Origin of the sequence: Mesorhizobium sp. M1B.F.Ca.ET.045.04.1.1, assembly GCF_003952465.1 — a bacterium.
GTDB lineage: Bacteria > Pseudomonadota > Alphaproteobacteria > Rhizobiales > Rhizobiaceae > Mesorhizobium > Mesorhizobium shonense.
The window spans coordinates 7,425,216-7,439,158 of sequence record NZ_CP034448.1; the positions used below are offsets into that span (position 1 = coordinate 7,425,216).

The 13,943-nt window shown below is 64.2% G+C and carries 5 protein-coding genes; all 5 read right to left on the reverse strand.

Annotated features, from left to right (window positions below; translation table 11 throughout):
- Nucleotides 1–169: 169 nt before the first annotated feature.
- Nucleotides 170–7,855 carry a VCBS domain-containing protein gene (locus EJ071_RS38920; RefSeq protein ID WP_189521359.1) on the reverse strand — a complete coding sequence of 2,562 codons (7,686 nt, stop codon included), beginning with the start codon at nucleotides 7,853–7,855 and terminating at the stop codon, nucleotides 170–172.
- Nucleotides 7,856–8,582: 727 nt separating this feature from the next.
- On the reverse strand, nucleotides 8,583–9,989 hold the full coding sequence (locus EJ071_RS36635; RefSeq protein WP_126102185.1) for an HlyD family type I secretion periplasmic adaptor subunit: 1,407 nt from the start codon (nucleotides 9,987–9,989) through the stop codon (nucleotides 8,583–8,585).
- Entirely contained in the window at nucleotides 9,976–12,123 is a 2,148-nt protein-coding gene (locus tag EJ071_RS36640) for a type I secretion system permease/ATPase (protein ID WP_126102186.1), read from the reverse strand. Before EJ071_RS36640 ends, EJ071_RS36635 begins: the two co-directional genes overlap by 14 nt.
- Before the next feature lie 28 nt (nucleotides 12,124–12,151).
- Complete coding sequence (locus EJ071_RS36645) at nucleotides 12,152–12,934, reverse strand: hypothetical protein (RefSeq protein ID WP_126102187.1); 783 nt, start codon at nucleotides 12,932–12,934, stop codon at nucleotides 12,152–12,154.
- Nucleotides 12,880–13,866 (reverse strand): hypothetical protein, encoded by a 987-nt coding sequence (locus EJ071_RS36650; RefSeq protein ID WP_126102188.1) that lies wholly within the window; start codon nucleotides 13,864–13,866, stop codon nucleotides 12,880–12,882. The genes EJ071_RS36645 and EJ071_RS36650 overlap by 55 nt, the downstream gene beginning before the upstream one ends.
- Nucleotides 13,867–13,943 lie beyond the last annotated feature (77 nt).

Sequence of the window (13,943 nt, forward strand, 5' to 3'; positions counted from 1 at the left end):
AACCGCCCCCTGTCCAAACTGCATGCCCGGAAGCGATACTACTCCCGATCCCTCAACCGGCCACGCGGTCCGCTCGTAAACCTGTTGTAAACCTTAATTCGTAAGCTAAACGCTCGGCCGGCGCAGAAGAGGGTGAGCCGCGCGTGGTTGCGGGCTCACCCTCTTTCCGTCACACGGCGAACTCGCTCGTTCCGCTGCTGACGCCGGTCAGCGTGAACTCCGCCGGATTGTAGGTGACGACCGTGTGCCCCTGGCCGTCATCGGCGAGCTTGAAGCCATTGGCATCGTAGGCGCCCAGCAGGTGTAGCGTGGCATTGTGCGCTCCATCCGAGACAGTCAATGTGCCGCCGCTGCCATCCTGGCTCGCCTGATAGGCAACCGTCGTCCCGGTACCGAACAGGATGTCGTTGAGGTCCAGCTTGTCGTCGTTGGTGATGCCGCTGATCCGTCCGCTGTAGTCGAAGGAGTCGTCGAGCTCCAGCGTACCGGCTGCGTTCTGCGCAAAGGTGACATCCGTCGACGAGGCTGCGCCGAATTCCAGCTTCGACAGGTTGCCGATCGTGGCATCGCCGTCGCCGGTGACTTCACCGTGAATGACGATATTGCCGCCATTGGCCTCGATCATGCCGGAATTCGCCACCCCGCCGGCGACGACCAGGCCGCCCGAGCCGGTCGCTTCCAGCGTCCCTGAGTTGAGGACGACGCTGCCGCCGGTGTCGATCACCAGCGCATTGGTGCCAGAGGCGATGATGGTGCCCCTGTTGTCCAGGCTGAGAACGCCGTCGCCCAGCTGGCCGGCGCCCGAGATCATGTTGTCGACATTGATCAAGGTGACGTCCGGACCGGTGCCGGAGATGATGTTGGCCGCGCTGTCGGAGAGGACGACCTGCCCGCCGCCCTCAAGGGTCACTCCATGCTGGATAACCTGCAGCAGGGTTTCGTCACCGGTCGAGTTGAGCGCAATGACGCCGCTGTTGTTGACAGTCCCGCTCAGCGGCAGCAAGGCGCCGTCGCCGATCGTCATGGTGCCCGCGTTTTTGACCACCGGCGTCTGGTCGAAGACGAAATTGCCGGCGCCGAGCGCGGTGGAATGGACGCCTTCCAATGTGATCGACTGCCCGTCGCCGAGCGCGATCACCGCATTGCCGCTGGCGTCGTCGGCAGTGTGCGCCTGGACGTCGGCAAAGCTCTGGAAACCGGAATAGCCGACGAGGTCGATCTGGTCGGCGGCCGCATCGAAGCTGTGCACGCTATCGTTGCCGATCGGCTGCGAGAAGACGAAGAAATCATTGCCGCTGGAGCCGGTGAGCACGTCGTCGCCCGACCAGGCGAAGATCGGAGAACCGGACGCATAAGCCTCGACATTGTCGGCGACGAACATGCTGCCCGTGGTGCCGTCGGCGTTGGTCCAGGTCATGTGGATGTCGAGCACCGCCGCGCCTACGAAATCGGCCGGCGTGGTGACCGTCAGTTCGTGCACGGCGTTGGACTGCACCGCCCATGACCCATCGGCGTTCTGCGTGGCACCGTCGATGGTCCAGCCGGAGGGCAGATCCTTCACCGTGACGGTGACCGCCTGGCCCTCTGACGGGTCGGTCAGCGCAAGATTGATCGGCTCGCCCGCGGTGCCGGCGGGCTTGAGGCCGCTTTTCGTTGTCGAGGCGTTGGTATGACCCGAAGTGTCCGAGAACGCCCCGCTGTCGATAGTAAGGGTGTACGACGAGCCGTTACTGCTGCCTGCACCTTTATCTACTTGGAATGTGTAATGCGTCGAATCGGTGAAATTGCCTGTGCCGTTTATGACCGTCACATTTGGCAGACCGGAAACGTGCATCACATCCGACAGATTGACAAAATTTGCGGTGACAGGCGCAGCAAATGTTATGGTTACCGTGCTCGGCGTTGCGTTGTTCCCCTGTTTGCCGTCCACAATCGTGGAGATCAACGTTGGGCTGACTTCGTCGGTCCCATTCACAGTCACCGTTATGGTTTGCGTATCGGAAGCCCCGTGATTGTCTGTGCTTTGGACTGTGTAGGTGAGCGTCAATGATTGACCGGCAGCAAGGTAATCAAAGGCCTGGGTACCGGAATTGAAAGTCCAGTTGAGGTTGTGGGTGTCGGTCGGGTTGGCGGCCAAGCCCGAGGTTGGTGAGACAGCCAGCATTGCGAGAAGCTGCGCGTTGGTTAGGCCGAGGCCAGCTGTTATCCCCGATGCTACGACAGTTGTGACCGAGGAATTGACCGTGTCGGCAACATCGGCGTCGGTTACCGTCAAGGTGCCGTTGGCCGTCAAGCCGGCGTTCGTCTCCGTCAAAGTAGCCGACGCAGTGTCAGGGGTTCCGGTTCCCACAAGATGAATATCGGGCACGTCGTTGGTGCCGTGGATGGTGACGGTGACGAGCTGGCTGGCGGTGCCGTCCGAGGAGACCGCGGTGAAGCTGTCGGTGAGGCTCTGCCCGGCGCCGAGCTGCTGGATCGCCGTCTGGCTGTTGTCGGCGCTGTAGGTCCAATGGCCGTCGGCGGCGAGCGTGAAGGTGCCGAAGCCGTTGCTGCCGGCAACGCCGGCCTGCGCCGCGAAGCTCGACTGGCCCTGGTCGACGTCGGCGATGGTCAGCGCGCCCGAGGCGTTGAGGTGGCTGCTGGCGTCGACCGCCACGTCCTCCGTCACCGCGCCGCTCGACACGCCGCCGATCACCGGCACGTCGTTGGTGCCGTGGATGGTGACGGTGACGAGCTGGCTGGCGGTGCCGTCCGAGGAGACCGCGGTGAAGCTGTCGGTGAGGCTCTGCCCGGCGCCGAGCTGCTGGATCGCCGTCTGGCTGTTGTCGGCGCTGTAGGTCCAATGGCCGTCGGCGGCGAGCGTGAAGGTGCCGAAGCCGTTGCTGCCGGCAACGCCGGCCTGCGCCGCGAAGCTCGACTGGCCCTGGTCGACGTCGGCGATGGTCAGCGCGCCCGAGGCGTTGAGGTGGCTGCTGGCGTCGACCGCCACGTCCTCCGTCACCGCGCCGCTCGACACGCCGCCGATCACCGGCACGTCGTTGGTGCCGTGGATGGTGACGGTGACGAGCTGGCTGGCGGTGCCGTCCGAGGAGACCGCGGTGAAGCTGTCGGTGAGGCTCTGCCCGGCGCCGAGCTGCTGGATCGCCGTCTGGCTGTTGTCGGCGCTGTAGGTCCAATGGCCGTCGGCGGCGAGCGTGAAGGTGCCGAAGCCGTTGCTGCCGGCAACGCCGGCCTGCGCCGCGAAGCTCGACTGGCCCTGGTCGACGTCGGCGATGGTCAGCGCGCCCGAGGCGTTGAGGTGGCTGCTGGCGTCGACCGCCACGTCCTCCGTCACCGCGCCGCTCGACACGCCGCCGATCACCGGCACGTCGTTGGTGCCGTGGATGGTGACGGTGACGAGCTGGCTGGCGGTGCCGTCCGAGGAGACCGCGGTGAAGCTGTCGGTGAGGCTCTGCCCGGCGCCGAGCTGCTGGATCGCCGTCTGGCTGTTGTCGGCGCTGTAGGTCCAGTGGCCGTCGGCGGCGAGCGTGAAGGTGCCGAAGCCGTTGCTGCCGGCAACGCCGGCCTGCGCCGCGAAGCTCGACTGGCCCTGGTCGACGTCGGCGATGGTCAGCGCGCCCGAGGCGTTGAGGTGGCTGCTGGCGTCGACCGCCACGTCCTCGGTCACCGCGCCGCTCGACACGCCGCCGATCACCGGCACGTCGTTGGTGCCGTGGATGGTGACGGTGACGAGCTGGCTGGCGGTGCCGTCCGAGGAGACCGCGGTGAAGCTGTCGGTGAGGCTCTGCCCGGCGCCGAGCTGCTGGATCGCCGTCTGCGTGTTGTCGGCGCTGTAGGTCCAGTGGCCGTCGGCGGCGAGCGTGAAGGTGCCGAAGCCGTTGCTGCCGGCAACGCCGGCCTGCGCCGCGAAGCTCGACTGGCCCTGGTCGACGTCGGCGATGGTCAGCGCGCCCGAGGCGTTGAGGTGGCTGCTGGCGTCGACCGCGACGTCCTCGGTCACCGCGCCGCTCGACACGCCGCCGATCACCGGCACGTCGTTGGTGCCGTGGATGGTGACGGTGACGAGCTGGCTGGCGGTGCCGTCCGAGGAGACCGCGGTGAAGCTGTCGGTGAGGCTCTGCCCGGCGCCGAGCTGCTGGATCGCCGTCTGGCTGTTGTCGGCGCTGTAGGTCCAATGGCCGTCGGCGGCGAGCGTGAAGGTGCCGAAGCCGTTGCTGCCGGCAACGCCGGCCTGCGCCGCGAAGCTCGACTGGCCCTGGTCGACGTCGGCGATGGTCAGCGCGCCCGAGGCGTTGAGGTGGCTGCTGGCGTCGACCGCCACGTCCTCCGTCACCGCGCCGCTCGACACGCCGCCGATCACCGGCACGTCGTTGGTGCCGTGGATGGTGACGGTGACGAGCTGGCTGGCGGTGCCGTCCGAGGAGACCGCGGTGAAGCTGTCGGTGAGGCTCTGCCCGGCGCCGAGCTGCTGGATCGCCGTCTGGCTGTTGTCGGCGCTGTAGGTCCATGGCCGTCGGCGGCGAGCGTGAAGGTGCCGAAGCCGTTGCTGCCGGCAACGCCGGCCTGCGCCGCGAAGCTCGACTGGCCCTGGTCGACGTCGGCGATGGTCAGCGCGCCCGAGGCGTTGAGGTGGCTGCTGGCGTCGACCGCCACGTCCTCCGTCACCGCGCCGCTCGACACGCCGCCGATCACCGGCACGTCGTTGGTGCCGTGGATGGTGACGGTGACGAGCTGGCTGGCGGTGCCGTCCGAGGAGACCGCGGTGAAGCTGTCGGTGAGGCTCTGCCCGGCGCCGAGCTGCTGGATCGCCGTCTGCTGTTGTCGGCGCTGTAGGTCCATGGCCGTCGGCGGCGAGCGTGAAGGTGCCGAAGCCGTTGCTGCCGGCAACGCCGGCCTGCGCCGCGAAGCTCGACTGGCCCTGGTCGACGTCGGCGATGGTCAGCGCGCCCGAGGCGTTGAGGTGGCTGCTGGCGTCGACCGCCACGTCCTCCGTCACCGCGCCGCTCGACACGCCGCCGATCACCGGCACGTCGTTGGTGCCGTGGATGGTGACGGTGACGAGCTGGCTGGCGGTGCCGTCCGAGGAGACCGCGGTGAAGCTGTCGGTGAGGCTCTGCCCGGCGCCGAGCTGCTGGATCGCCGTCTGGCTGTTGTCGGCGCTGTAGGTCCAATGGCCGTCGGCGGCGAGCGTGAAGGTGCCGAAGCCGTTGCTGCCGGCAACGCCGGCCTGCGCCGCGAAGCTCGACTGGCCCTGGTCGACGTCGGCGATGGTCAGCGCGCCCGAGGCGTTGAGGTGGCTGCTGGCGTCGACCGCCACGTCCTCCGTCACCGCGCCGCTCGACACGCCGCCGATCACCGGCACGTCGTTGGTGCCGTGGATGGTGACGGTGACGAGCTGGCTGGCGGTGCCGTCCGAGGAGACCGCGGTGAAGCTGTCGGTGAGGCTCTGCCCGGCGCCGAGCTGCTGGATCGCCGTCTGGCTGTTGTCGGCGCTGTAGGTCCAATGGCCGTCGGCGGCGAGCGTGAAGGTGCCGAAGCCGTTGCTGCCGGCAACGCCGGCCTGCGCCGCGAAGCTCGACTGGCCCTGGTCGACGTCGGCGATGGTCAGCGCGCCCGAGGCGTTGAGGTGGCTGCTGGCGTCGACCGCCACGTCCTCCGTCACCGCGCCGCTCGACACGCCGCCGATCACCGGCACGTCGTTGGTGCCGTGGATGGTGACGGTGACGAGCTGGCTGGCGGTGCCGTCCGAGGAGACCGCGGTGAAGCTGTCGGTGAGGCTCTGCCCGGCGCCGAGCTGCTGGATCGCCGTCTGGCTGTTGTCGGCGCTGTAGGTCCAATGGCCGTCGGCGGCGAGCGTGAAGGTGCCGAAGCCGTTGCTGCCGGCAACGCCGGCCTGCGCCGCGAAGCTCGACTGGCCCTGGTCGACGTCGGCGATGGTCAGCGCGCCCGAGGCGTTGAGGTGGCTGCTGGCGTCGACCGCCACGTCCTCCGTCACCGCGCCGCTCGACACGCCGCCGATCACCGGCACGTCGTTGGTGCCGTGGATGGTGACGGTGACGAGCTGGCTGGCGGTGCCGTCCGAGGAGACCGCGGTGAAGCTGTCGGTGAGGCTCTGCCCGGCGCCGAGCTGCTGGATCGCCGTCTGGCTGTTGTCGGCGCTGTAGGTCCAATGGCCGTCGGCGGCGAGCGTGAAGGTGCCGAAGCCGTTGCTGCCGGCAACGCCGGCCTGCGCCGCGAAGCTCGACTGGCCCTGGTCGACGTCGGCGATGGTCAGCGCGCCCGAGGCGTTGAGGTGGCTGCTGGCGTCGACCGCCACGTCCTCCGTCACCGCGCCGCTCGACACGCCGCCGATCACCGGCACGTCGTTGGTGCCGTGGATGGTGACGGTGACGAGCTGGCTGGCGGTGCCGTCCGAGGAGACCGCGGTGAAGCTGTCGGTGAGGCTCTGCCCGGCGCCGAGCTGCTGGATCGCCGTCTGCGTGTTGTCGGCGCTGTAGGTCCAATGGCCGTCGGCGGCGAGCGTGAAGGTGCCGAAGCCGTTGCTGCCGGCAACGCCGGCCTGCGCCGCGAAGCTCGACTGGCCCTGGTCGACGTCGGCGATGGTCAGCGCGCCCGAGGCGTTGAGGTGGCTGCTGGCGTCGACCGCCACGTCCTCCGTCACCGCGCCGCTCGACACGCCGCCGATCACCGGCACGTCGTTGGTGCCGTGGATGGTGACGGTGACGAGCTGGCTGGCGGTGCCGTCCGAGGAGACCGCGGTGAAGCTGTCGGTGAGGCTCTGCCCGGCGCCGAGCTGCTGGATCGCCGTCTGGCTGTTGTCGGCGCTGTAGGTCCAATGGCCGTCGGCGGCGAGCGTGAAGGTGCCGAAGCCGTTGCTGCCGGCAACGCCGGCCTGCGCCGCGAAGCTCGACTGGCCCTGGTCGACGTCGGCGATGGTCAGCGCGCCCGAGGCGTTGAGGTGGCTGCTGGCGTCGACCGCCACGTCCTCCGTCACCGCGCCGGTCTGGATGCCCGCAATGATAGGGACATCATTCGTACCGGTAATGTTGACGACAATGCTGTAGTTCGCCGTCCCATCAGCTGATGTCACGGTCAACGTGTCAGTGGCATGCTGGCCCTGTGTCAGCGGGTCGGCAAGCGCCTGATTGAGCGCGTAGGTCCAGGCGCCGGTGGTCGCGTCGAAAGTGAAGGTGCCGTATGCGCCCCCGAGGCTTGGCGGAGCCTGGAAATGGTTTTGGCCGGCATCCAAGTCCGAAATGATCAGCTGCCCGGACGCATTTGGGTCGCCGGGCGTGCCGTTGGCGACGCCGCCAGCTTCCACCACAGTTGTGTCCGCAGCCGGCACCGCGGTGATGGTCGCGCCGTCGTTGGCGCCTTGGATGTTGACCGAAACGCTTGCCCAGCTCAGGGTCCCATTGGCTAGCTTGATTGCATAGGTGAAGGTTTCGTTGATGTGGTCGTCGGCGCCAAGCGACTGCAGGCTCGAGTAGCCGCGTGCCGCCAGATACCCAGTGAGGTCCATCTCGACCTTGCCGTTGTTGATGCGGATCTGGACACCAGCAGCAATAGTCTCCCAGCTCGAGATGCCGGTTGCCTGCACGTCCTGGGTCGTCAGGTCGATCGGCGCGTACTGCTTCGTCAAAGTCGTCGCGGAAATGCCGTCGTCCACGGAATATAGCGACTTGGCGTTGCCGCCGGCATCGTTCGCCATCACATCGAGCACGATGACGGTTTGAGAACCTGAAGCGAGAATGACGTTGTCTTCGGTGTAGTTGAAGACGTCATTCTGCGCCTGCGGCGTGTTGGAGAACGACACGGCTGTGCCACCGGCTCCGGCGATTTGCGAAGTGCTCATTTAAGCTATTACCCCTGCCGCAGACGCGCCCGGCGTCCGCCTGTTGGCCATCCGAGACGGCTGACTACCCCATGCCGAAAGGATCGGCGCCCAGTCTATTGGGAAGAGGAAATGCGCCATACAACCAAGCGCAGCCCAACGGCCCGGCCCGTGAACGGCCAGCCCACAATGGCGGTTCACAGACAGGCGGTGGCTCGATGGTGATGGCTGCCACGGCTATAGAAGCCGCGCTGCAATACCCCTACCCAGTAGCGCCCATCACTCCGTAGTTGCCGAATCGGGAGATGTTCACGCTACCCCTTATATTAAGATACTATTAACTCTCCCCCTGAAGCGTCAACTGCCAATTCTGTGAACAGTTAATGACAATGCGTCTTCTTGGGGGCCTTTGCACAAACTGCACTATCGGCTTGGTGTCTAAGTCGATTGGTTTCAGGTCGAGCGAACCGTGGTGGAGCTCGGTCCCTCAATACCCTTCTTGCCGCCCCGCTATGTGAGCCACCTCCTCGGATGGTGGCTTCCGCTCGCCACCGATATTGCTTACTGGCCATCAGAATCTTGATCTTCAAACGGGCCGAGGATTTGCGGCGAGCATAGTGGAAGAACCATGGAGGTCGCGGGCGTTCCCACCCGATGGTCCAGGGCAGCGCTCGGCCCGCGGCGAAGCCGCATTGGACGGATCAATCACGTTTCTACCTCCTACCGGCAAGCGCCCGCCGACTGGCCGTCAGCGTTCATGCAAACTGTCATGCTCGTAGCGCATCAATGGCGAGAGGAGATAGTTCATCAGCGTCCGAGACCCGGTCTTTATTTCGACCACAACAGCCATTCCTGGTGAGAGATCGACCATATTTTCATCGATTCGCATCTTTGTTCGGTCGAGCGAAATCCGAGCCGTATACACGAAATTCTGACCCCTCGGCTCAGCGCCGGCCGCGTCCTCCGAGGTCGGCTTTTCTCGTTGCATTGAATCGTGGGAAACGGTGATCACTTTCCCCTGCAGGAGGCCGTAGCGAGTGAAATTGAACGTCTCGACCTTTATCGCGGCTGGTTGGCCAGGCCTGATGAAGCCTATGTCAGAGTTCGAGACCTGAGCTTCAATTTCGAGTTGGCTGTCGGTCGGCACCAGCACGAGCAGTGGTTGTGCCGGCGTCACGACGCCCCCAACAGTATGAACCGCGAGTTGCTGGACGTAGCCGTCAATCGGTGCAGTCAGAACCTGTAGTTTGGTTAGCTTCTCCGCCTTTGTCAGGTCGCTGCTGAGGCCCGCCGCTTTCCGTTCCGCATCCGCCAATTTCTCCAAAAGGTCCCGGCGATAGTCCGCATCGACCTCGCGTAGGCTCTCGGTGATGGCTGCGAGTGCCGCTTCAGCTTCATTGTATCGGCTCTTATTAACTGAGAGATCATGCTGCTGATCGATCAACTGCTGGAGCGTTTCGAGATATGTCAGCTTCGAACTGAGTTGCCGTTCAACGAGGGTCTTGTAGATCGACGTGCGCTGCTCGACTACCGGGATCGTCTCATTCAGCTTCTCGATCAATGCGCTAATCGTGTCCCTCTCGGCTCGCTTTTGCTCTTGTTGACGGTCGAGGGATGCAAGCTTTGCCTGATGCTCCTCCACTTGCATACGTAAGAGCTGGCGCTGCATCGAGACGAGCTCAGCCGAAACACCCGAGGGGGGCTTGAAGTCGCCGACAGGATCGGGACTCGTACTCAGAGCAGCACGCAGCCGGGCGACCTCCAGCTGGGCCGCAGTTAGATCGCTGCGCAAATGATCGCGATCCGCTGCGTTAATCGTAGGATCGAGTTCGATCAGCACGTCGCCCGCCTTAACAACCTGGCCATCCTGAACATGGATCGCTCGAACGACACCGGCCTCGAATGGCTGGATGAGCTTTGTCCGACCGCCGGGAACTATCTTGCCCGGAGCAGAGGCGATGATGTCGACGTTGGTAAACGAGGCCCAGGCGATCGCGGCACAGAATAAGGCCCCTATGACAATCGCAATCGCACGGCCGACAGGCGACGGCGGAGTTTCCACAATCTCCAGGGCAGCCGGCAGAAACGCCAACTCGTATCGACTTGGCTGAGCAGGACTGGTCCGAAGCGGAACGACATTGCTACCGGACTTCATGGATTCCCGCCTGCAGTCGGTGTAGCGAGGCATAGCAGCCGCCGCTGTTGATCAGGTCATCGTGCGTTCCGTCCTCAACCAGCCGGCCGCGCTCGATCGAGAGAATGCGGTCCGCTCGGCGGACTGTGGATAGCCGGTGGGCGATGATAAACACTGTGCGCCCCTTGGCGATCTCAGTCATGTTCTGCTGAATGGTGCGCTCGCTGTCGTAGTCCAGCGCGCTAGTCGCCTCGTCGAAGATGAGGACGCGCGGATTCGTGACTAGTGCGCGGGCGATGGCGATACGCTGACGCTGGCCGCCGGATAGGTTGGTGCCGCGTTCACCGATTATGGTGTCATACCCCTCCGGAAGTTCCAAGATGAACTCTTGCGCTCCGGCCGTGGTGGCCGCCGCCATGATCTGATCCATTCCTATGGTCGGATCGGCGAGTGCGATGTTGTCGCGGATCGTGCGGTTGAAGAGAACGTTTTCCTGCAGCACCACGCCTATCTGTCGGCGCAGCCAGGTGGTATCGACCATGGTCAGGTCAACACCATCCACAAGCACCCTGCCGCTCTCGGGCACATAGAGACGCTGGATCAGTTTCGTAAGGGTGCTCTTGCCCGAGCCAGAGGGACCGACAATGCCCACGACCTGGCCGGCCGGCACTGAAAAATGAATATCCTGCAAGATCTCGGGCCCGTCGAGGCGATATCGGAAGCCAACATGCTCAAAGGTTACATCGCCGCGCATGGCCGGTAGAGCTGCGCGGCCGGGATTAAAGCTCGGCTCGGGCGGAGTGTTGAGGATGTCACCCAGGCGAGCCACCGACAGCCGTGCCTGGTGGAAGTCCTGCCAGATCTGCGCGAGCCGCAGCACCGGCGCGCTCACCCGTCCGGCCAACATGTTGAAAGCGACGAGCTCGCCGACAGTGAGCTGACCAGCGATAACCATCTTCGCCCCGAAATAGAGTACTGCGGCCGTCACCAGCTTGCTGATCATCTGAACGGATTGACTAGCGGTGTTGCCGAGACTGAGCACCCTGAAACTTGCCGCCACATACCCGGCAAGCTGCTCTTCCCAACGCCGCTGCATCTGCGGCTCGATGGCCAGAGCTTTGAGGGTTTCGACGCCGGTGACGCTCTCGACGAGGAAGGCCTGGTTCTCCGCGCCCCGCGCGAACTTTTCGTCGAGACGCCGCCGAAACAGCGGAGTCGCGCCTGCCGAAATCAATATATAGAATGGAAACGAGCTGAGAACGATGCCCGTCAATTCCAGCGAATAGACGAGCATAACTCCGACGAACAGGAACGTGAAAAAAAGGTCGATCACGAGCGTCAGAGCCGAGCTGGTGAGAAAATTGCGAATATTTTCGAGTTCCCGAACCCGGGCGACGGAGTCACCTACCCTCCGCGCCTGGAAATAGGCGATCGGCAATGCCAACAAATGCCTGAATAGACGGGCCCCAAGTTCCACGTCGATGCGGTTGGTCGTGTGTGCAAAGAGATATGTGCGCAAGACGCCGAGCACTGCCTCAAATATGGCAATTGCAACCAAGCCAATGGCCAATACATCGAGCGTGCTCAAACTCTGGTGCACAAGCACCTTATCGATCACGACCTGAAAGAAGAGGGGCGAAACTAGCGCCAAGGCTTGCAGAAAGAACGAGGCAACCAGCACCTCGCCCAGAAGCTGGCGATACTTGTGGATGGCGCCCATGAACCAGCCAATGTCGAACCGTCGGGCTAGGTCGGTTAGGCCAGCCCGGCGCGTCATCAGCACCAGCTGCCCGTCCCAAACCCCTTCGAATTCTATGCGCGTCATTAGCTTTGGAATCGGCGAAAGTGGCGGCTGCACAAGCGCCTTGTCGTCGCCGACTTTGCCCACAAGCAGGAAGCCGCCTTCGCTCAGCGAGACGATTCCGGGTAATGGCGTTCGCGCAAGCCGATCCCAATTTGTGCGCCGCGCTCGCGCCTTAAGGCCCAGTTCCCTGGCGCAGCGGAGCATCTCCGTAATGCCGATCGATGCCGCGGGGAAGCGGTGGCGGATCTGCTCCGGATCAGCCGCCACACCGTGAAAACGCAGCAACATCACCAACGCGGCGAGCCCGGGGTCGCCGGAGCTTGCGTTTTCACTTTGCCTCACCACGTCCATCAGCCCTGCACCCCAACCAGATCAATTCTCACGCGTTCTGTGGCTGACTGAGCAACGTCGCCGTATCAGTCGGTGGAATGCTGATGAGTGTGCCCCCATGCCCGTCGCTAACTTGCGTGAAGCTCGTGGCCAGATATTGCCCCAGCAGCGCGACCTGCGCGGTATGATTGCCATCGGTGATGGTGAGAGTTCCGCCTGTATCGGTCTGATTTGCCGCGTATCCGAGGCTAGTGCTATCTCCAAACATTATGTCGGAAAGGTCGAGGAAATTGCCTGCGGCCAGATTGCTGACCGTTCCCGTATAGTCCTGGGAGTCGTCCAGCCGAAGTGTACCTGCGGAGCCGGCGGCGAACGTCACATTCTCGTTGGAAGCAGCAGCATATTCGAGTTTTGACGCATTGAGAATGATTGCCGAGCCGCTATCGTTCACGGCTGAGTTGATAACGATGTCGCCACCGTCCGCCTGGATTATTCCATTGTTCTGGAACTCGCCGTTGAAGGTCAGCGTGCCGCTCTCAACGTCTACCAAGCCGGTGTTGTTGAAGCGCGTGGCGATGGTCGAGGTGGTTGCCAAGCCCGACTTGACGAAGGTGCCGGCGTTGTTGACCGCTGCGGCCGAGCCGTCGTCGCCAGGCCCCCAATTGTTGGCATAGATATACAGTCCACCATCGCTCTGGTCGTCGAAGGTAGCGCCGCTGCTGATTGTCAGCGCGCCGGAACCTGCGTCACTGACGCCCGTGTTCGGGTCCGACGCATTCAGATCGAGATAGATGTACCCTGCTGCGGTGCTGCTGCCGCCCAACTGCAGCACTCGCCCGCCGTCGAGACCGAAGGAGCCATTGAACGCGGCTCCGCCCTGCGCCAGCGTCGTGCCGGACCCGCCTTCGCTACCCCCGAGAGCGTCGCAAGGCCTGTCACCGTCAGCAGGCCGGAGCCGTTCAGCTCGCCGCCCGACTGGCTGAACGCAGCAGTCGTTGTCGCGGCACCGAAGGTCACAGTGCCGGAGATGACTGACAGGAATTGGGCGCTGACCGTGCCGTCGACCGTTGTGGTTCCGCCGCTGAACGTTGCATTCCCGGTGATGCTCGACGCGGCATCGAGCGTCCGTGTGCCGCCACTGAAGTTCACAGTGCCGGCACCTTGGTAGGTCGCGCCTACGTCGATGCCGCCGCCCGACAGGCTCAGCGTGCCGCTCTCAACGTCTACCAAGCCGGTGTTGTTGAAGCGCGTGGCGATGGTCGCGGTGGTTGCCGCACCCGACTTGACGAAGGTGCCGGCGTTGTTGACCGCGGCGGCCGAGCCGTCGTCGCCAGGCCCCCAATTGTTGGCATAGATATACAGTCCACCATCGCTCTGGTCGTCGAAGATCGTGCCGCTGCCGATTGCCAGGGTTCCAGCGCCAAGATCGCTGGTGCCTGTGTTCGGATTCGCCGCATTCAGATCGAGATAGATGTACCCTGTGGCGGTGCTGCTGCCGCCCAACTGCAGCACCCGCCCGCCGTCGAGACCGAAGGAGCCATTGAACGCGGCTCCGCCTTGCGCCAGCGTCGTGCCGGACCCGCCTTCGCTACCCCCGAAAGGGTCGCGGCCCGCACGGTTAGCCGCTCCTCCGAAGGCCTGATGCGTGAACGCATCGACGGACGCATTGAACCGCTGATTTGCAGACTGCCAGCGCTGATGTTCAGGCTGCTCCCAAGCGCAAGAGGCCGGAGATGCGGACCGGACGTGGACGGTACGTGCCATGACCGTTGTGGTCCGCCGCTGAAGTGCATTCGGTGATGTGACGCGCATCGAGCTCCGCGTGCCGCCCTGAAGTTCAC

Bases quoted from the DNA above. Each gene is read 5' to 3' on its own strand.
- EJ071_RS38920 (WP_189521359.1), bottom strand. From the start codon at position 7,855: ATGAGCACTTCGCAAATCGCCGGAGCCGGTGGCACAGCCGTGTCGTTC.
- EJ071_RS36635 (WP_126102185.1), bottom strand. From the start codon at position 9,989: ATGAAGTCCGGTAGCAATGTCGTTCCGCTTCGGACCAGTCCTGCTCAG.
- EJ071_RS36640 (WP_126102186.1), bottom strand. From the start codon at position 12,123: ATGGACGTGGTGAGGCAAAGTGAAAACGCAAGCTCCGGCGACCCCGGG.
- EJ071_RS36650 (WP_126102188.1), bottom strand. From the start codon at position 13,866: ATGGCACGTACCGTCCACGTCCGGTCCGCATCTCCGGCCTCTTGCGCT.